At 62.5% G+C, this 17,776-nt stretch carries 17 protein-coding genes; all 17 read right to left on the bottom strand.

The genetic code is table 11. The annotated features are described in order from the left end of the window. Window positions 1-55: 55 nt before the first annotated feature. The 17 genes from cysM to AC56LY_RS03380 all read right to left on the bottom strand — a co-directional run bounded on the left by cysM (window position 56) and on the right by AC56LY_RS03380 (window position 17,718). On the bottom strand, window positions 56-958 hold the full coding sequence (gene cysM / locus AC56LY_RS03460; RefSeq protein ID WP_499576637.1) for a cysteine synthase CysM: 903 nt from the start codon (window positions 956-958) through the stop codon (window positions 56-58). Window positions 959-1,065: 107 nt separating this feature from the next. Then, window positions 1,066-1,539: a DUF4124 domain-containing protein gene (locus AC56LY_RS03455; protein ID WP_499576636.1), complete on the bottom strand. Its 474-nt coding sequence runs from the start codon at window positions 1,537-1,539 to the stop codon at window positions 1,066-1,068. A gap of 15 nt (window positions 1,540-1,554) precedes the next feature. Then, window positions 1,555-2,931 (bottom strand): M28 family peptidase, encoded by a 1,377-nt coding sequence (locus AC56LY_RS03450; protein WP_499576635.1) that lies wholly within the window; start codon window positions 2,929-2,931, stop codon window positions 1,555-1,557. Between the two features lie 128 nt (window positions 2,932-3,059). Further along, window positions 3,060-3,407 carry a ComEA family DNA-binding protein gene (locus tag AC56LY_RS03445; protein WP_499576633.1) on the bottom strand — a complete coding sequence of 116 codons (348 nt, stop codon included), beginning with the start codon at window positions 3,405-3,407 and terminating at the stop codon, window positions 3,060-3,062. Between the two features lie 101 nt (window positions 3,408-3,508). Then, window positions 3,509-4,477 (bottom strand): D-glycero-beta-D-manno-heptose-7-phosphate kinase, encoded by a 969-nt coding sequence (gene rfaE1 / locus AC56LY_RS03440; RefSeq protein ID WP_499581940.1) that lies wholly within the window; start codon window positions 4,475-4,477, stop codon window positions 3,509-3,511. Window positions 4,478-4,527: 50 nt separating this feature from the next. Then, window positions 4,528-5,703, bottom strand: a complete 1,176-nt coding sequence (gene lapB, locus AC56LY_RS03435; RefSeq protein WP_499573374.1) for a lipopolysaccharide assembly protein LapB — start codon at window positions 5,701-5,703, stop codon at window positions 4,528-4,530. 13 nt (window positions 5,704-5,716) lie between these two features. Then, window positions 5,717-6,040, bottom strand: a complete 324-nt coding sequence (locus AC56LY_RS03430; protein WP_183550089.1) for a LapA family protein — start codon at window positions 6,038-6,040, stop codon at window positions 5,717-5,719. A 131-nt stretch (window positions 6,041-6,171) separates the two neighbouring features. After that, window positions 6,172-7,905 carry a methyl-accepting chemotaxis protein gene (locus AC56LY_RS03425; protein ID WP_499576632.1) on the bottom strand — a complete coding sequence of 578 codons (1,734 nt, stop codon included), beginning with the start codon at window positions 7,903-7,905 and terminating at the stop codon, window positions 6,172-6,174. Window positions 7,906-8,440: 535 nt separating this feature from the next. Then, the gene (locus tag AC56LY_RS03420; RefSeq protein WP_183550085.1) at window positions 8,441-8,746 is read right to left on the bottom strand and encodes an integration host factor subunit beta; all 306 of its coding nucleotides are present in this window, start codon (window positions 8,744-8,746) and stop codon (window positions 8,441-8,443) included. 26 nt (window positions 8,747-8,772) lie between these two features. Then, window positions 8,773-10,479 carry a 30S ribosomal protein S1 gene (rpsA, locus tag AC56LY_RS03415; RefSeq protein ID WP_343024300.1) on the bottom strand — a complete coding sequence of 569 codons (1,707 nt, stop codon included), beginning with the start codon at window positions 10,477-10,479 and terminating at the stop codon, window positions 8,773-8,775. Between the two features lie 341 nt (window positions 10,480-10,820). Continuing rightward, entirely contained in the window at window positions 10,821-11,483 is a 663-nt protein-coding gene (cmk, locus tag AC56LY_RS03410) for a (d)CMP kinase (protein ID WP_499555270.1), read from the bottom strand. A gap of 18 nt (window positions 11,484-11,501) precedes the next feature. After that, the gene (aroA, locus tag AC56LY_RS03405) at window positions 11,502-12,833 is read right to left on the bottom strand and encodes a 3-phosphoshikimate 1-carboxyvinyltransferase (protein ID WP_499576630.1); all 1,332 of its coding nucleotides are present in this window, start codon (window positions 12,831-12,833) and stop codon (window positions 11,502-11,504) included. Beyond that, the gene (locus tag AC56LY_RS03400; protein WP_499576628.1) at window positions 12,830-13,732 is read right to left on the bottom strand and encodes a prephenate dehydrogenase; all 903 of its coding nucleotides are present in this window, start codon (window positions 13,730-13,732) and stop codon (window positions 12,830-12,832) included. Before AC56LY_RS03400 ends, aroA begins: the two co-directional genes overlap by 4 nt. Continuing rightward, window positions 13,733-14,836, bottom strand: coding sequence for a histidinol-phosphate transaminase (gene hisC / locus AC56LY_RS03395; RefSeq protein WP_499576626.1), 1,104 nt, complete (start codon window positions 14,834-14,836; stop codon window positions 13,733-13,735). Between the two features lie 21 nt (window positions 14,837-14,857). Continuing rightward, window positions 14,858-15,928, bottom strand: coding sequence for a prephenate dehydratase (pheA, locus tag AC56LY_RS03390; RefSeq protein WP_499576624.1), 1,071 nt, complete (start codon window positions 15,926-15,928; stop codon window positions 14,858-14,860). A 106-nt stretch (window positions 15,929-16,034) separates the two neighbouring features. Next, window positions 16,035-17,120, bottom strand: a complete 1,086-nt coding sequence (gene serC, locus AC56LY_RS03385; RefSeq protein ID WP_499576623.1) for a 3-phosphoserine/phosphohydroxythreonine transaminase — start codon at window positions 17,118-17,120, stop codon at window positions 16,035-16,037. 19 nt (window positions 17,121-17,139) lie between these two features. Next, the gene (locus AC56LY_RS03380; protein ID WP_499576622.1) at window positions 17,140-17,718 is read right to left on the bottom strand and encodes a DUF2059 domain-containing protein; all 579 of its coding nucleotides are present in this window, start codon (window positions 17,716-17,718) and stop codon (window positions 17,140-17,142) included. Window positions 17,719-17,776: the final 58 nt, after the last annotated feature.

Genomic DNA, 17,776 nt, shown 5'->3' with positions numbered 1-17,776 from the left:
GCGGCTTTTTTATGGGCGCGGTCGACGTTGCAAGCACGCTGACCGCGACTTCGCTTCAGGCGGGAAACACACCCGTGGACAGGTAGCGATCGCCCCGGTCGCAAACGATGAACACGATGGTCGCGTTCTCGACGGTCTGCGCGATGCGCAGCGCCACATCGCAGGCGCCAGCGGCCGAGATGCCGCAGAAGATGCCCTCTTCGGCTGCCATGCGGCGCGCCATTTGCTCGGCCGCTGCCTGGCTCACGCTTTCGACCTGATCGACGCGCGCCTTGTCGTAGATCTTCGGCAGGTAGGCTTCAGGCCACTTGCGGATGCCGGGAATCGACGAACCCTCTTCGGGCTGCGCGCCAATGATGCGCACGGCGTCGTTCTGTTCCTTCAGATAACGCGATACGCCCATGATGGTGCCGGTCGTGCCCATGGCGCTGACGAAGTGCGTGACGCGCCCTTCGGTGTCACGCCAGATTTCCGGGCCGGTGCTCTCGTAGTGCGCGCGCGGATTGTCGTCATTGGCGAACTGGTCGAGGATGATGCCCTGGCCGTCCTTCTGCATCTGCTCGGCCATGTCGCGCGCGTATTCCATGCCGCCGGACTTGGGCGTGAGGATGATCTGCGCGCCATACGCGGCCATGCTCTGGCGGCGTTCGATCGACAGGTTGTCGGGCATCAGGAGAATCATCTTGTAGCCGAGGATCGCCGCCGCCATTGCCAGCGCGATGCCGGTGTTGCCGCTGGTCGCTTCGATCAGCGTGTCGCCCGGCTTGATCTGGCCGCGCAGTTCGGCGCCGCGCAGCATCGACATCGCCGCACGGTCCTTGACGGAGCCGGCCGGGTTATTGCCTTCGAGCTTGCCCAGGATGATGTTGTTGCGGGCCGCGTTCTCGGCGCCCGGCAGGCGCTGCAGCTGCACGAGCGGCGTGTTGCCGATCGTCGATTCGATGGTCTTGTATGCCATTGCGTTCTCTATTCCTTGCGATACCAAAACACCATTTTAATCCGAGACGCACGCGGGCGTCGGCGCAGCCGCCGGTCACGACAACCGGCGGCTGCAAAGCATGGTGTTCAGCGCGAACCCTGGCGCGTCAGCTGGCCCGGCACGGGATTCGGACTCATGAAGTAACCGCAGATGCGGTTGACATCGATGACGGGTTCCTTCGCATCGGACGCGAAGTTGGTGACGCGGCTTCGGCGCACTGCCAGTTTCCTTTTCGCCTGCTCGCACTCGTACGAGTTCGGGTCACCCTGCGGCGGCGCGATTGAGCCGACCGGCTCGACCGCAGCTGGCTGCAGGCCCGCACGCGCGTCTTCTGCACGCCAGTCCTGCACCGGTGCGGGCCGCGTTGCCTGCGGCGTACGCGTGACGACTGGCGGGAGTGCCTCCATCGTCGTGCGCTGCGCGCTGCGGACGCAGCCCGAGTCGGAATAGGTCTTGGCCCCAGTCTTCGGATCGACACATTTGTAGACCTGCGCCGAAGCCGGCAACGCGAGTGCGCACCCGCCCACCGCAATGATGCACATGACGATGGACGATTTCACGATATCGAGACCGGACTAGCGCAGCGGCATCGGATACGTCGCGACGCTGACGTTACCGTCCTTGTCGACCGCCTGCACGCCGAAGAAGACATTGTCTTTCGACAGGTCGAGCGTGGCTTCCGTCACGTTGCCGACCCACTTCGAACCTTCCCAATTGGCGCTGGTGGTGTCGCGCCAGACGATGCGATAACCGGCCAGGTCGGGCTCGCCATTCGCTTTCCAGACCAGTGTGGAATCGTTGGTCAGGGCTGCGGTGCGCAGCTTGACCTCTTGCGGTGCGGCAGGCGCCATTGCGAGCGAGGCCATCGCGGCGCCGTTCACGCGCGTGACCTTGGCGATGTAGTCGAAGTCGACGTGGTCGATCGTGTCGCCATACACCTTGCCGTTCTCGGTGCGCAGGTCCTGGTGCTGGTGCGAAAAATCTTCGGCTGGTTCGGTAAAGCGCAGCGCGGCATAGCCCTGCTCCAGGAACGGCATGTGGTCGCCCCCGCGCAGATAACGGTCATGCCGCTGAATCACGCTGACCTTGAAGCCTTTCACGTAGCGCTCGCCCTGCTCTTTCGTGTGGCGCGCGAGCTGGCGCGAGAGCGAATCGTTTTCGCCGCCCGTGGCCACCAGCTGGCGCACGGCCTCGCTCATTTCCTTGGTCGCCGGAATGCTCTGTGCGAACAGGCGCACCTGCTTGTTGTCGACCTTGCCATCGTCGCCCTTCGAGCTGCCGATGATGTCGTTAGTGAACATGCCAGCCACGTTCCAGTTCTTTTCACGCGCGCCAACGGCCCAGTGGCGCGCGCCGATCAGGCCCTGTTCTTCAGCGGCCACGGCCATGAAGACCAGCGTCGCGTCGAACTTGTACTTGGCCATCACGCACGCCAGCTCCATGATTGCGGCGGTGCCCGATGCATCGTCGTTCGCGCCCGGGGCATCCGAGGTAGCGTCCATCACGTCCGAAGCGCGCGAGTCGTAGTGACCGCTGACCACGTACATGCGCTCTTTGGAAGCGGCCTGCGTGCCCGGCAGCGTTGCAACGACGTTGACGATCTCGGTGGGCTTGGTGATGCGCGCCGAGACGGGCGCGACGTGGCTGTCATACGTGACCTGCAATGGCGTGCCGGCGCCGCAGCGCTCGAGCTCGGCCTTGATCCAGCGGCGGGCGGCGCCGATGCCGCGCGTTGGTGACTCGGTCTCGGACATCGTGTGGCGCGTGCCGAAACTGACCAGCTTGCGGATATGGCCTTCGATGCGCTGTTGCGAGACTTCACCGAGGATCTTGGTGATCTGGGCCTGCTGCGCGGTGATGTCGGGTTGTTTCGGTGTGGCGGGGGTGGCGGCAGTAGTCACTGGCGCAGCAGCAGATGCGACGCCTGCAGCAGCCAGCAGGGCTGCCAGCATGGCGGTTGAGACACGAGATGAGACACGGGCGTGAGGCATGACGACCTTTCTGATATTGATGTTCAAGCACGATCTTGAAGAGCTGGAACATCTTGCCACGCGCCCGTGACGCTGTCAGTCAATACATGTCATGTTGCGGTTTTGGCGTCGGCCGGTTTGGCGGCCGACTTGTCGCCCTTGGCCGCGGCAGGCTTGGCGCCAGCACCTTCCTTGCCCTTGCCGTTGACCACCAGCCCGGACTGGCTCAGCTTGGCGGCCTTTTTATCGCCCATGCCCTTGACGCGCGTTTGCAGGTCGGCCCAGTCCTTGAACTCGCCCTTGGCGCGCTCGTCGAGAATGGCCTTGGACATGCTCGGCCCCACGCCCTTGACGCCATCGAGCGCGGCTACGTCGGCCTTGTTCACGTCGACCTGGGCAAACGCGATACCGCTCGAGACGGCCAGCGCGGCGAAGGCAAGCATCAGTTTCTTGATCATCGAAATTTCTCCGTTGGTTGAAGACGCTGGACGGCGACGCCGCCCATCGGTCTTTCAACGGATGGCCCGGCGCGTCGTTGACGGGCCGGGCTTGAGGCAAATCAGGAGGGGAACAGCTCGTCGCGGGTCACGGTGGCCGTGCCCAGCTTGCCGACGACGATGCCGCCGGCGCGGTTGGCCGTGACCAGCGCCTCGCCCAGCGGCGCGCCCGTGCCCAGCATCGTGGCCAGCGTCGCAATCACCGTGTCACCGGCGCCCGACACATCGAACACTTCGCGCGCGTCAGCGTTCACGTGCAGCACTTCATCAGCCGTAAACAGGCTCATGCCTTCTTCGGAGCGTGTCAGCAGCAGTGCATCCAGGCCAAGCTCCACACGCAGCGCCTGCGCTTTTTCGAGCAATTGCGTCTCGCTCTTCCAGCCACCGACGACGCGCTGCAGTTCGGCGCGGTTGGGCGTCAGGATGCTTGCGCCCTTGTACGGCGTGAAGTCGTCGCCTTTCGGGTCCACCAGCACGATCTTGCCGGCAGCGCGCGCCAGCGCAATCATCTCGGCGACATTGACCAGCGCGCCCTTGTTGTAGTCGGACAGGATGATCACATCGTAATCGGGCAGCAATGCCTTGAACTGGCTGAGCTTATCGCGCAGCACGGTTTCGGTCGGCGCATCCTCGAAATCGATGCGCACCATCTGCTGCTGGCGGCCAATGACGCGCAGCTTGATGATGGTCGAGATGGCTTCGTCGCGCTTGAGGTAGCTGTGGATGCCCGCACCTTGCAGCAGGCGCTCGACTTCATCGCCCGCCTCGTCGGCGCCTGCCACGCCCAGCAGGCCCGTGTAGGCACCCAGCGCGGCGGCATTGCGCGCCACGTTGGCAGCGCCGCCAAGGCGCTCCTCGCGCCGCTCGATGCGCACGACGGGCACCGGCGCTTCGGGCGAGATGCGCGAGACCTCGCCGAACCAGTAGCGGTCGAGCATCACGTCGCCCACCACCAGCAGGCGTACGGCGGACAGTTCAGGGGCCGCCTGCTGGCGGTAGTCGTCGGCCACCAGCAGGCGGCTTGGGGTCATGGGCATGGAGGTTGTGCTCGTGCTGGTCATTCAGATCGTTCGATGAACCGTCAGTTCATCACATTGAGTTCTTCGGTGCGGCGTGGCGGGTACGAATCCCAGCGGTTGCAGCCCGGGCATTGCCAGTAGAACTGGCGCGCCTTGAAACCGCAGTGGCTGCACTGGTAGCGCGCCAGCTTCTGCGTGTAGCGTTGCACCAGGTTCTTGACCATCGACAGCTCTTCCCAGACATGGGCCGGCGCATCCATCAGACGCGCTTCAAGCAATTTATCCAGGCCAAGCAGCGTCGGGTTGCGGCGCAGCTCTTCCACCACCAGGCCCTTGGCCGCTTCGACGCCATCGAGCTCGATCACGGCCTTGAACACGACTTCGATCAGGTCGATCGACGAGGCTTCGGCCAGGTACGAGCGCAGCAGGTTCACGCCCTCTTGCGGGCGGCCCACCTTGCGGTAGCCATCCATCAGGCGCGCAGCCACCAGGGCCACGTGCGGCACGCTTTGCTGCTCCACGCGGCGCCAGGTCTTGAGCGCTTCTTCCACGTCGCCCTGGGCCAGCAGCGCGTCGCCGCGCAGGATGGTCGCGCGCACGCTGTGGCGATTCGCCTCGAGCGCCTTGTCCAGCAACAGCATGGCGTCGCTCGGTGCCATGTGCACCAGCGCATCGGCCGCCAGTTCGCAATAGAACTGGGCGATCTCGATCTGGCGCGCGCCGGCGCCGGACGCCTGCAAATCCTGGGCCGCCTCGATGGCGCGCTTCCATTCTTTTTCGCGCTGGTAGATTTCCAGCAGCGAGCGCCGCGCTTGCACCGCGTACGGTGTGTCGGCCAGTCCATTGAACGATTCCTCGGCGCGGTCCAGCAGACCCGCTTTCAGATAATCGATGCCCAGCTCGTACTGCGCGTGCGCTTTTTCATCGCTCGGCAAATCCGGACGCGCGAGCAGGTTCTGGTGCACGCGAATGGCGCGCTCGGTCTCGCCACGGCGCCGAAACAGATTGCCCAGCGCGAAGTGCATATCGCTCGATTCAGGGTCGAGCTTGACGATCTCGATGAACGAATCGATGGCCTTGTCGGGCTGGTCATTGAGCAGGTGGTTCAGGCCCTTGAAGTAGCCGCGCGGCAGCGTGCGCGACTCGGAAACCACCTCGTTGATGTCGACCCGGGCAGCGAGCCAGCCCAGGCCAAAGAAGAAGGGGATGCCAAGCAGCATCCAGAGTTCGAAATCCATGGTGTTCTTGTTGTTAGTGGCGGGGTGCAACCGGTGGAACGGCATCCGGCGGCGGTGGCGTGGTGGCGACCACACCGGTACCGGCGGCGCTTTGCAGGGCCTGGATGGTGTACTTGTGCTGCCACTTTTCGCGGCGCTGACGGAACACGGTCGGTGCCAGTGCCAGGATGCCAAACGCGGCGCCGGCAACGAAGAATGCCAGCAGCATCAGCACGAGTGGGCCACGCAGTTCATAGTCGAGGAAAAAATGCAGGTCGACCTCTTTCGTGTTCTTCAGCGCGAAGCCGAAGAACAGGATGAACAGGACAAATCCGACAATGGTCGAGACGAATTTCATCAACAGGTTCCGCTAGACAATGGTGTAAGGGCGAAGTGTCGCACATCCACCATCATATTTCAAAACAGCGTGCGGCGTTGGGGTGCCTGCCCCGGGCGTCGCGATCCTGTGATGCAGTCCAGGGCAGCGGTTTAGAAACTTTCCCAACCACCGTCGCCGACTGGCGCAGGGGTCTTCTTTGCGAGCACCGGCTTCACGGGGGCAGAAATCTGTCGGGTGGGCTGCTTTGCCTTGGGCGCTGCTGTCACACGCTCATGCGCATGGGCTGGCACCGGTGTCGGCGCCGATGCAGACGAACCTTGAGCATTCGCCGGATTGACCTTGAACACGCTGACGATGTTGGCCAGCTTCGCAGCTTGTACCTGCATCGATTCTGAAGCGGCTGCAGCCTCCTCGACCAATGCGGCATTCTGCTGCGTGACCTGGTCCATTTGCGTGATCGCTTCATTGATCTGCTCAATGCCGGATGTCTGTTCCTGACTGGCCGAGGAAATCTCCTGCATGATGTCGGTGACGCGTTTGACGCTGTCGACGATGCTGCTCATCGTCAGCCCGGCTTCATTGACCAGCCGGCTACCGGTATCGACCTTGCTCACTGAATCGCCAATCAGGCTCTTGATCTCCTTGGCGGCACTGGCTGAACGTTGCGCCAGGATACGCACCTCGGAAGCGACAACCGCAAAGCCCCTGCCTTGCTCACCCGCCCGCGCCGCTTCGACCGCCGCATTCAAAGCGAGAATATTGGTCTGGAAAGCGATGCCGTCAATCACGCTGATGATGTCGACAATCTTGGTCGCCGAAGCATTGATTTCACTCATCGTGTCCACCACCTGGCCGATGACAGCGCCACCCTTCGATGCGACTGCCGATGCGGTCGCTGCGAGACCGTTTGCCTGTCGTGCATTGTCGGCATTCTGCTTGACGGTAGAGGTCAGCTCTTCCATGGACGACGCAGTTTCTTCCAGCGAACTGGCCTGCTCTTCAGTCCGCGCTGACAGGTCCTGGCTGCCTGCGGCGACTTGCGCCGAGGCGGCGGCAATGGTTTCGGTGCCGCTACGTACCTCGCTGACGATCGTCGCCAGTCGTTCCTGCATGCTGCGCATCGACGCCATCATGCTGGTGGTGTCGCCCGCAGGCACGATCACTGGCGTGGCCAGGTCGCCGTCGGCAATCCGTTGCGCGACCTGGGCCGCATAGTCGGGTTCGCCGCCAAGCTTGCGTACGAGACTCATGGTAATGATGCTCGCCGCCGCCACGCCAATGATGGCGGCGAGCACGCCCAGTCCCAGGCTCAAGCGATTCGCGTTCTGGTAACTTTGCGCTGCGTCTGCAGCCGATTGCACATTCAGTGCTTGTTCGAATTTATTGAACTCTCGCAGCGCTGCGATCAGCTTCGTCTGGGGTGGAGCAACCTCTTCCAGCAATGTCCTCGTCGTTTCCTCCTGCTGGTTTGCATAGCCCACCTCGATCGCCCTTTTCATCGGCGCAGCCGTTGCCGCGGCCAGGCTCTTGATGTTCGCCAGCATCGCCTTTTCTTCAGGCTTGGTTTGGGCGATCGAGTTGAACATGCGCTCGAGCTCAGCTGATGCCTTGTCGAAATCCTCATTTGCCTTCGTGATGACCTGCATTTCAATACGCATTTTTGCCTGGTCGGTCATCAGGCCGAGATTGCGTACCGCCACCGCGCGCGCATAGACCGATTCGGTCATTTCGCTGGCCAACGCAATCTCTGGATTGTTGACATCGACAATCGACGATGTGCTGTCGTTCATCGCGGCCATGTTCATGCTGCTCACAGCGATAATCAGCGCCAGCATCACGAGCAGCAGGGCGAAGCCAAGGGCCAGCCTGGTGCCGACTTTCATTGTCGAAAAATTCATTGTTTCAATCGTAGGTAAGATGATGAAGCTGGGAAAACGGGCGGGGAACCCGAGTCTGTTTGACTCGCGGGCTTGGCGTGGTGAGTCAGACATCACGTGTTGTCGATGGCCTTCCACACTTGACCAGCCAGACAGAAGGGCTTAATTCATCTTACCGTTCAGTAAGAATAATCCTACATTTAATTATAATTTAGACAATTATACATACAATAAGCGTTGTATTGAGGCACTTTTTGTTATTTATATGATATTTTTAAGCCGTGATGGGTATCGAAAATACGTAAATGCACTCAGGACTCCCTGCGCTGAACAAGCGCGCGAATGATTGCGGTCGATTTCAAGCGTGAACCTTTTGATGACAAAAGATTCATGCAATCGGTCAGATCGGTAGCGATAGAACAGTTCGACACGCAGGCGAAATCGCTTGAGACACGATCGTCATGGACCCGCCGGTGGCGGTTACGCCGCGCAAAAAAAAACGGCATCCTCGCGGATGCCGTTCTTTGGTGCAAGCACTGACTCAATCGTTGATGATCGGTTGCCCGACCATCGCGTCCACCTGCTCGCGCAACTGCTTGCCCGGCTTGAAGTGGGGCACCCGTTTTTCGGGCACCATCACCTTGTCGCCGGACTTCGGATTGCGACCGATGCGTGGCGGACGGCTGTTCAGCGAGAAACTGCCGAAACCACGGATCTCGATGCGTTGACCGGTCGCCAGGGCGTTGGTCATCGCATCGAGGATGGTCTTGACAGCAAATTCCGCATCCTTTGCCACCAGCTGAGAATAACGCTCAGCCAGTCGGTTGATCAGCTCGGATTTGGTCATCTGCAAGCTCCTCAGGGCTTACCTGATTAGTTCTTGTTGTCGAACTTGGCCTTGAGCAGTGCGCCCAGGCTGGTCGTGCCCGAAGCAGCGCTGTTGTCGTTCGACAGCTTGCTCATGGCTTCTTGCGTATCGACATTGTCTTTCGCCTTGATCGACAGCTGGATGCTGCGAGCCTTGCGATCGATGTTGATCACCAGAGCTTCGACGCTGTCGCCGACTTTCAGGTGGGTGCCAGCATCTTCAACGCGGTCACGCGAGATTTCCGAAGCGCGCAGGTAGCCTTCGACTTCTTCCGACAGCGAGATCACGGCGCCTTTTGGCTCAACCGATTTCACGGTGCCGGTGACCAGCGAACCCTTGTCGTTCATCGACGAGTAGGTGTTGAACGGGTCGCCTTCGAGTTGCTTCACGCCCAGCGAAACACGCTCGCGCTCGACGTCGATGGCCAGAACCACGGCTTCCAGTTCGTCGCCTTTCTTGAAGCGGCGCACAGCTTCTTCGCCGGCTTCGGTCCACGACAGGTCCGACAGGTGCACCAGACCATCGATATTGCCTGGCAGGCCGATGAACACGCCGAAGTCGGTGATCGACTTGATCGAACCCTTGACCTTGTCGCCCTTCTTGTGGGTCATGCCGAAGTCGTCCCATGGATTTGCTTTGCACTGCTTCATGCCCAGCGAAATACGGCGGCGCTCTTCGTCGATCTCCAGAACCATGACTTCCACTTCGTCGCCCAGCTGGACAACTTTGTTTGGTGCCACGTTCTTGTTGGTCCAGTCCATTTCGGACACGTGGACCAGACCTTCGATACCCTGCTCGACTTCGACGAACGCGCCATAGTCGGTAAGGTTCGTGACTTTACCGAACAGGCGGGTGCTCTGTGGGTAACGACGCGACAGACCGGTCCATGGATCGTCGCCCAGCTGCTTGACGCCCAGCGAGACACGGTTCTTCTCTTGATCGTACTTGAGGACCTTGGCGGTGATCTCTTGGCCAACCGACAGAACTTCCGACGGGTGACGCACACGACGCCATGCCAGATCGGTGATGTGCAGCAGACCATCGATGCCGCCCAGGTCCACGAATGCGCCATAGTCGGTGATGTTCTTGACGATACCGGTAACGACGGTACCTTCTTTCAGCGTTTCCATCAGCTTCTGACGCTCTTCGCCCATCGATGCTTCGATGACAGCGCGGCGCGACAGCACGACGTTGTTACGCTTGCGGTCCAGCTTGATGACCTTGAATTCGAGGGTCTTGCCTTCGAATGGGGTCGTGTCCTTGACTGGACGGGTGTCAACCAGCGAACCCGGCAGGAACGCGCGGATGCCGTTGGTCAGAACGGTCAGGCCGCCCTTGACCTTGCCATTGACGGTACCGGTGACGATCTCGCCCGATTCCATTGCTTTTTCCAGCGCCAGCCACGAAGCCAGACGCTTGGCCTTGTCGCGCGACAGGATGGTGTCGCCAAAGCCGTTTTCCAGCGACTCGATGGCCACGGAAACGAAGTCGCCTACTGCGACTTCCAGTTCGCCCTGGTCATTCTTGAATTCTTCGATTGGAATGAACGCTTCCGACTTCAGGCCTGCGTTGACGATCACGAAGTTGTGATCCAGACGCACGACTTCAGCCGAAATGACTTCGCCCGAACGCATGTCTTGACGCGACAGCGATTCCTCGAAGAGGGCGGCAAAGCTTTCCATACCAGTATCTTGGGTAGTTGCAGTAGACATAAAAAAGTTGGTTATTTCATGTGAGCCAGCAGACCGACGATAGTGCGGACTGAACTGGGTTAGGTTAAAACACGCTTGCGATGGCCAATATGCTGTCGCAAGCACCAAAGGACAAGGTCTTCAAGTGCCATCCTCAACAACGAAAATGCCAACCGGAAGACCACCGTCCCCACCCAGGTGGGGATCCAGATTTACTTGCAAACCACCATGGCGATGACTCAAGCCAATGGTGACGCATCGAACCGGGATTCCCGCCTGCGCGGGAATGACGTTCAGGCGCTGCTGTCTAACGGTTCGTACTGCAACCGGTTGACACCACCGCCACCACGTCATTCAAAGTCTTATTTCTGCGCATACCAGGTCAGGACTTGCTCGACCGCCTGGTCGACCCCCATCGCAGAGGTATCCAGGATATGCGCATCAGCTGCTGCGACCAGGGGAGCGACTGCGCGACCGGTGTCGCGTTCGTCTCTAGCCCGTAAATCTGCAAGCAGGTCGTTCATATTAGCAGAAAAGCCTTTGTCAATCAATTGCTTATACCGGCGTTGCGCGCGCGCCTCAGCACTTGCGGTGAGGAACACTTTGAGCTTGGCGGTAGGAAAGATCACCGTGCCCATATCGCGGCCATCGGCCACCAGTCCAGGCGCCTGACGAAAACCCAGTTGCAGGTCAAACAGCGCCTGGCGCACACCCGGCAAGGCGGCAATCTTCGACGCCATATTGCCCACCTCTTCCGCGCGGATCGCGTGGCTCACATCCTCATCCGCCAGGTAGATCACGTCATCCCGGAAGCGCGCCGGCAGCTGCTGGGCCAGCTTCGCGATGCCCGCCTCGTCCGACAGCGGCAGCGCGCCGCGCAGCGCCTGGAGCGCCGTCAGGCGATACAGCGCGCCTGAATCAAGCAGGTGAAAACCCAGGCGGTCGGCGATACGGCTGGCCACGGTGCCCTTGCCGGAAGCGGTCGGGCCGTCGATGGTGATGACTGGTACGTTGGAATTGGGCATGGGTTCGGGGCGGGTCAATTAAAACAGCTCGTTGCGCGCAATGCCCGCAAACGCTTCGAAATAGTCAGGGAAGGTCTTGGCGACGCACTTCGGATCGTTGATCCGCATGGCGTTGCCGCGCCGCGCTTTGCCATCGAGCGACGCGAGCGAAAAGCACATTGCCATCCGGTGGTCGTCGTAGGTGTCGATCGTGGCGGGCTTGAGTTCGTCCGGCGGCGTGATGCGGATGTAGTCGGGGCCCTCCTCCACCTCGGCGCCGACCTTGCGCAGTTCGGTCGCCATCGCGCTCAGGCGATCGGTTTCCTTCACGCGCCAGCTGGCGATATTGCGCAGCGTGCTCGGGCCGTCGGCGTACAGCGCCGCCACCGCAATCGTCATCGCCGCATCCGGGATATGGTTGAAGTCGGCGTCGATGGCTTTCAGCACGCCATTCGATTGCACCTCGATCCAGTTTTCGCCCCGCGTGACAATGGCGCCCATGCGTTCGAGCGCATCGGCAAAGCGTACGTCGCCCTGGATGCTGTGTTCACCGACGCCTTCGACGCGCACCGGCCCGCCCGCGATCGCGCCGGCGGCCAGGAAGTACGACGCCGACGACGCATCGCCTTCGACGTGGATGGTGCCCGGGCTCTGATAACGCTGGCCCGGTTGCACGGTGAACGAGGCCCAGCCGTTCTGCTCGACCTCGACGCCGAAGCGGCGCATCAGGTTCAGCGTGATTTCGATGTAGGGCTTGGAAATCAGCTCGCCGACGACGTCGATGGACACTGGATGCGTCGTGGCCATCAGCGGCGCGGCCATCAAGAGCGCGGTCAGGAACTGGCTCGACACATTGCCGCGCACTGCCATGCGGTTGGCCGTAATGTGCCCGCGGCGGATGCGCAGCGGCGGAAAGCCCTGCTCGCCCGTGTATTCGATCTGCGCGCCGACAGCATTCAGTGCGTCGACCAGGTCGCCGATCGGGCGCTCGTGCATGCGCGAGACGCCGTGGAGCGTGTAGTCGCCGCCGATCACCGCCAGCGCCGCCGTCAGCGGCCGGATCGCGGTGCCGGCATTGCCCATGAACAGATCGGCTGCAGGCTCGGGCAGCACGCCGCCGTTGCCATGCACGATGACCGTGCGCTCGTCGACTTCATCCCAGCGGATGCCCAGCGAGCGCAGCGCGCCCAGCATGACCATCGTGTCGTCCGACGCGAGCATGTCGTGGATCGTGGTCGTGCCCTCGGCCAGCGCGGCCAGCAGCAACGTGCGGTTCGAGATGCTCTTGGAGCCCGGCAGCCGCACCACGCCCTGCGCGTGCAGCACGGGTTCGAGGTCGATATGCTGCGGATAGTGTTTTTGCTGCGTCATGTGTTTTCCTGAATTGGCGCGCGACCCGAGCCAGCTTCGATGGCGATCTGCCACTCGTGGCGGGCGCGCTGCGCGTTCGCATAAATATCGTGCAATCCGGCCCCGTCGCCGGCGGCGAGCATGGCCCGCATCGCCGTCAATTGTGCCAGATAGGCATCGAGCTCGGTCAGCAGCGCAGTCTGGTTGGCCAGGCTGATGTCACGCCACATTTCGGGCGACGAGCCGGCGATGCGCGTGAAATCGCGAAAGCCACTGGCGGCGTACTGGAACAGCATGTCGGCGTGCGGCTTGCCGGCGAGGTCGTCCACCAGCGCGTAGGCCAGCAGGTGCGGCAGATGGCTGACGGCGGCGAACACGCGGTCATGGTCTTCTGGCGTCAACTGGTGGATCACGGCGCCGCAGGCGCGCCAGGCGGCGGCCACTCGTTCGACGTCGCCTGGTGCGTTTTCGGGCAACGACGTGAGCACCGCCTTCTTGCCCTGGTACAGGCCAGCCAGCGCGGCGTCGGGGCCGTTCGCTTCGCTGCCGGCGATCGGGTGGCCGGGCACGAACTGGTGCACGCGCTCGCCGAGCACCGCGCGGGCTGCCGCGACCACGTCGCACTTGGTGCTGCCGGCATCGGTGACGATCGTGCCGGGCGCCAGGTGCGGCAGCAGCGCAGCCAGGATCGGCCCCGTCTGCGCCACCGGCGCGGCCAGCATGACCAGATCAGCGCCTGTCAACGCATCGGCGTAGTCGTCACAGACCCGGTCGATGATGCCAAGGGCGAGCGCCCGGGCCAGTGCCTCGGGATGGCGGCCGACGCCGACCACCTCCCGTACCTGCCCGGCGCGTTTGAGCGCCAGCGCGAACGACCCGCCGATCAGGCCGACGCCGACGATAACGATCTTGTCCAGCATTCAGCCGAGCGCCTTCTTCAACGCCTCGATGAAGGCCGCGTTCTCCTGCGGCAGGCCGATCGAGATGCGCAGCCACTGCGGCAGGCCGTAGTTGCCGACCGGGCGCACGATCACGCCCTGCTTGAGCAGCGCCACGTTCACACGCGCACCGGCGCCATCGTCGTCGCCGACACGTACCAGCACGAAGTTGCCGAACGACGGCACGTACTCGAGCCCCAGTTCTTCAAAGGCAGCGATCATCTGGCGATAGCCGTCGGCGTTGTTGCGCGCGCCCTGCTCCAGGAACGGCGTGTCGTTCAGCGCCGCGACCGCAGCGGCCTGCGCCAGCGAATTGACATTGAATGGCTGGCGAATGCGGTTCATCAGATCGGTGACGGCTGGCTGCGCGATGGCAAAGCCCACGCGCAGGCCGGCCAGGCCATACGCCTTCGAGAACGTGCGCGACACGATCAGGTTCGGGTAGGTGCGCACCCAGGCGCTCGACTCGAACCCGTGCTCGGGCGCCAGGTACTCGTTGTACGCTTCGTCCAGCACGACGATCACATGCGCCGGCACTTTTTGCAGGAACGCTTCGATCTGCGCGGCCGGGATGAAGGTGCCGGTCGGGTTGTTCGGGTTGGCGACATACACGAGGCGCGTATCGGCATCGATGGCGGCCGCCATCGCATCGAGATCGTGACCGTAGTCGACAGCCGGCACCACGATCGCGCGGCCACCGACGCCTTGCGTGGCCAGCGCATACACGGCGAACGAATACTGCGAATACACGACCGCTTCGCCTTTTTGCACGAAGGCGTGCGCTGCGATCTCGAGGATGTCGTTGCTGCCGTTGCCGAGCGTGATCCAGTCGAGCGGCACGTCGTAGCGCTTGGCCAGTGCGGTCTTCAGGTCAAAACCGTTGGCGTCCGGGTAGCGGCCCAGGTCTGCTGCTGCTTCGAGCATCGCGGCGCGGCTCGATGCCGGAATGCCGAACGGGTTTTCGTTCGACGCCAGCTTGACGATGTTCGCTTCGTCGAGACCATATTCGCGGGCCACTTCGGCGATCGGTTTGCCGGCCTGGTAGGGGGCGATGGCGCGGACGTATTCAGGACCAAATGTCGACATGAAAATCTCTCTCGTAATCGTTTAAAGGCTTTGCGGGTAAGACCCCAGCACCTTGAAGAAGGCGGCGTTGTCCTTGAGTTCCTCGAGCGCGCGCGCAACGGCGGCGTCGTGCACGTGGCCCTCGATGTCGACATAGAAGTAGTACTCCCAGGTGCCGATGCGGGCCGGGCGCGATTCAAAACGCGTCATCGACACGCCGTGTTTTTCAAGAGGCGCGAGCAGGTTGTAGACGGCGCCGGCCTTGTTGGGCACGGCCAGCACGATGCCGGTGCGGTCCTTGCCCGAGCGGCCGGTCTGCACCTGGCCGATCACGACAAAGCGCGTGCGGTTGTGCGGATCGTCCTGGATGTGGGCCTGCACGACGCCCAGTCGATACTGCTCGCCCGCCATCTCGCTGGCGATCGCGGCGACCGTCGGATCCTGGCTGGCCAGCACGGCCGCCTCGGCGTTCGACGCCACCGCGCGGCGCTCGATGTTCGGGTAATGCTGGTTGAGCCACACCTGGCATTGTGCCAGCGCCTGCGAATGGGCGCAGACGACGGTCACGCCGTCCATCGTGCCCGTCTTGGTCATCAGGCTGTGGTGGACCGCGATCGAGACTTCGCCGCTGATGATGGTGGTCGTTGCCAGCAGCAGGTCCAGGGTGCGGTTGATGGCACCCTCGGACGAATTCTCGACCGGGACCACGCCAAAGTCGGCGGTGCCGGCTTCGGTGGCGCGAAACACTTCATCGATCGACACGCACGGCAGCGCGTCGATGGCCGTGCCGAACTGCTGGAACACGGCCTGCTCGCTGAAGGTGCCCGTGGGGCCGAGAAACGCGACCGTCACGCGCTTTTCGAGGGCGCGGCAGGACGACATGATTTCGCGGAAGATGGTCTGGACGTCGCTGTTCTTGAGCGGACCGGGATTACGCTCGGCCACGCCGCGCAGCACCTGGGCTTCGCGTTCCGGGCGAAACACGGGCGCGTTGGTTTCGGCCTTCACGTGGCCGACGGCCTGCGCGACCTGGCCGCGCTCGCTCAACAGCTGGAGAATTTGTGCGTCGATCGCATCGATGCGTTCGCGCAAGGGAGTGAGTTTGTCTGTCATCGTTATGCTGGTTGGTCGATGTTGTTTGCGTTCGGGCGCATCAGCGGCGCATTGGACGCGTGGACGGGATACCCGTCCACCCTACGTCGTGCTCAACCGCGACGGCTTACCGTCCTGCAAACGTGTTCAAATAATCGACGAGGGCTTGTAGGCCCTCGATTGGCATCGCGTTGTAGATGGATGCCCGCATGCCGCCGACGGACTTGTGGCCCTTCAGTTGCAACAGCCCGCGCTCTTTCGCGCCGGCCAGGAATTGCTCGTTCAGTGATTCGTCACGCAGGTAGAACGGGATGTTCATGCGCGAACGATAAGCCGGATCCACGCGGTTGGCGTAGAAATCATCGGCGTCGAGCGCGGCATACAGCAGGCGCGCTTTTTCGATATTGATGGCTTCCATCGCCGCCACGCCGCCGCGCTGCTTGAGCCACGCGAACACGAGGCCCGCGATATAGATCGCATAGGTGGGCGGCGTGTTGTACAGCGAATCGTGCTCGGCGCAGGTCTTCCAGTGGAAGGCCGACGGGCATCGGGGCGAGGCAAAGTCGAGCAGGTCATCGCGCACGATCACGAGCGTCAGGCCCGCCGGGCCGATGTTCTTTTGCGCGCCGGCGAAGATCACGCCGTACTTCGAGATGTCGATCTGGCGCGACAGGATGTGCGACGACATGTCGGCCACGATCGGCAGATCGGCCGGCACGTCGGGCGCGTCAGGGTATTCGACGCCGTCGATGGTTTCGTTGGTGCAGATGTGCAGATACGATGCGTCGTCGCTCAGGCGCCAGGTGTCGCGCGCCGGCACGCGCGTAAAGTGGTCAGGCTCGCTCGACGCCGCGATGTTCACGCGCGCAAAGCGCGCTGCTTCCTTGGCCGACTTGCCCGACCAGGTGCCGGTGTGGACGAAGTCGATCACCGGATCTGGCCGGCGCCCGGCCAGATTCAGGGGCACGATGGCGTTCTGCCCAAGCCCCCCGCCCTGCTGGAACAGGATCTTGTAATTGGCCGGCACGTTCAGCAGCTCGCGCAGATCAATCATCGCCTGGCGGTGGATGCTGGAAAATTCGGGACCACGGTGGCTCATCTCCATCACCGACATGCCGCTGCCATGCCAGTCGAGCATGTCGTGCGCGGCCTGTTGGAGCACCTCTTTCGGCAGTACGGCGGGGCCGGCCGAGAAATTGAAGATCTGGGTCATGCGGTCCTTTCGTGGAGGGTTATTTGCCTTGCGCGCTCTGCATGACTTCCTGCATCATGCCATTCAGGCGCGGCGCGACGATGCGCTGGCCGATCGCCATGCTTTCGGCGGACAGGCGCGGGCTCAGGGCCATCATCTTGCGGCCCAGCGGCGTGCGGTAGAACGCGGTCAGTTCCTTCAGTTCGGCGACCGTGTAGTTCCTGGCGTACAGCGGCGCGATTTCGACCATCATTTCATCGATCAGCGCCGGATCCTTGAACATGCGGTTGATGGCTTGCGACGCCACGGGCAAGACCTGCTCGACCTTGGCTAGTGCGGCCTTCTTTTTCTCGGCATCGGCGCCCGGATCGGCGTTGATCACGGCCGTCATCTGCGCGCGCATCATCTGCGGCAGCGCCTTTTCCATCTCGGCGAACGACGCGGCCATCATCTTGCGCACGTCCATTGCGTCGAGCAGTTCCTTGACGGCGGCGTTGGCTTGCGGGCTGACGGCAGCGGCCGTGGCCACCGGGGCCGGCGCGGTCTGCGCTACGGCAAACGACGGCGCAGCAGCGACGGCGGCGGCAACGATGGTCAGGGAACGAAGAAAGTGTTTCATCAGGAGTCCATGCGGGTGGCAGAGCCCGGCGACTTGGGACAATGGCCGGCCTGCCGGG

This window comes from Telluria sp. ZT3P25 (assembly GCF_059685895.1).
The sequence above is the reverse complement of the archived record's forward strand: the minus strand, read 5'-3'. Positions and strand labels throughout refer to the sequence as shown.

Bases quoted from the DNA above. Each gene is read 5' to 3' on its own strand.
- aroA (WP_499576630.1), bottom strand. From the start codon at position 12,833: ATGACGCAGCAAAAACACTATCCGCAGCATATCGACCTCGAACCCGTG.
- AC56LY_RS03430 (WP_183550089.1), bottom strand. From the start codon at position 6,040: ATGAAATTCGTCTCGACCATTGTCGGATTTGTCCTGTTCATCCTGTTC.
- lapB (WP_499573374.1), bottom strand. From the start codon at position 5,703: ATGGATTTCGAACTCTGGATGCTGCTTGGCATCCCCTTCTTCTTTGGC.
- AC56LY_RS03425 (WP_499576632.1), bottom strand. From the start codon at position 7,905: ATGAAAGTCGGCACCAGGCTGGCCCTTGGCTTCGCCCTGCTGCTCGTG.
- pheA (WP_499576624.1), bottom strand. From the start codon at position 15,928: ATGACAGACAAACTCACTCCCTTGCGCGAACGCATCGATGCGATCGAC.
- AC56LY_RS03380 (WP_499576622.1), bottom strand. From the start codon at position 17,718: ATGAAACACTTTCTTCGTTCCCTGACCATCGTTGCCGCCGCCGTCGCT.
- cmk (WP_499555270.1), bottom strand. From the start codon at position 11,483: ATGCCCAATTCCAACGTACCAGTCATCACCATCGACGGCCCGACCGCT.
- hisC (WP_499576626.1), bottom strand. From the start codon at position 14,836: ATGTCGACATTTGGTCCTGAATACGTCCGCGCCATCGCCCCCTACCAG.
- serC (WP_499576623.1), bottom strand. From the start codon at position 17,120: ATGACCCAGATCTTCAATTTCTCGGCCGGCCCCGCCGTACTGCCGAAA.
- rpsA (WP_343024300.1), bottom strand. From the start codon at position 10,479: ATGTCTACTGCAACTACCCAAGATACTGGTATGGAAAGCTTTGCCGCC.
- AC56LY_RS03450 (WP_499576635.1), bottom strand. From the start codon at position 2,931: ATGCTGGCAGCCCTGCTGGCTGCTGCAGGCGTCGCATCTGCTGCTGCG.
- AC56LY_RS03445 (WP_499576633.1), bottom strand. From the start codon at position 3,407: ATGATCAAGAAACTGATGCTTGCCTTCGCCGCGCTGGCCGTCTCGAGC.
- AC56LY_RS03400 (WP_499576628.1), bottom strand. From the start codon at position 13,732: ATGCTGGACAAGATCGTTATCGTCGGCGTCGGCCTGATCGGCGGGTCG.
- rfaE1 (WP_499581940.1), bottom strand. From the start codon at position 4,477: ATGACCCCAAGCCGCCTGCTGGTGGCCGACGACTACCGCCAGCAGGCG.
- cysM (WP_499576637.1), bottom strand. From the start codon at position 958: ATGGCATACAAGACCATCGAATCGACGATCGGCAACACGCCGCTCGTG.
- AC56LY_RS03420 (WP_183550085.1), bottom strand. From the start codon at position 8,746: ATGACCAAATCCGAGCTGATCAACCGACTGGCTGAGCGTTATTCTCAG.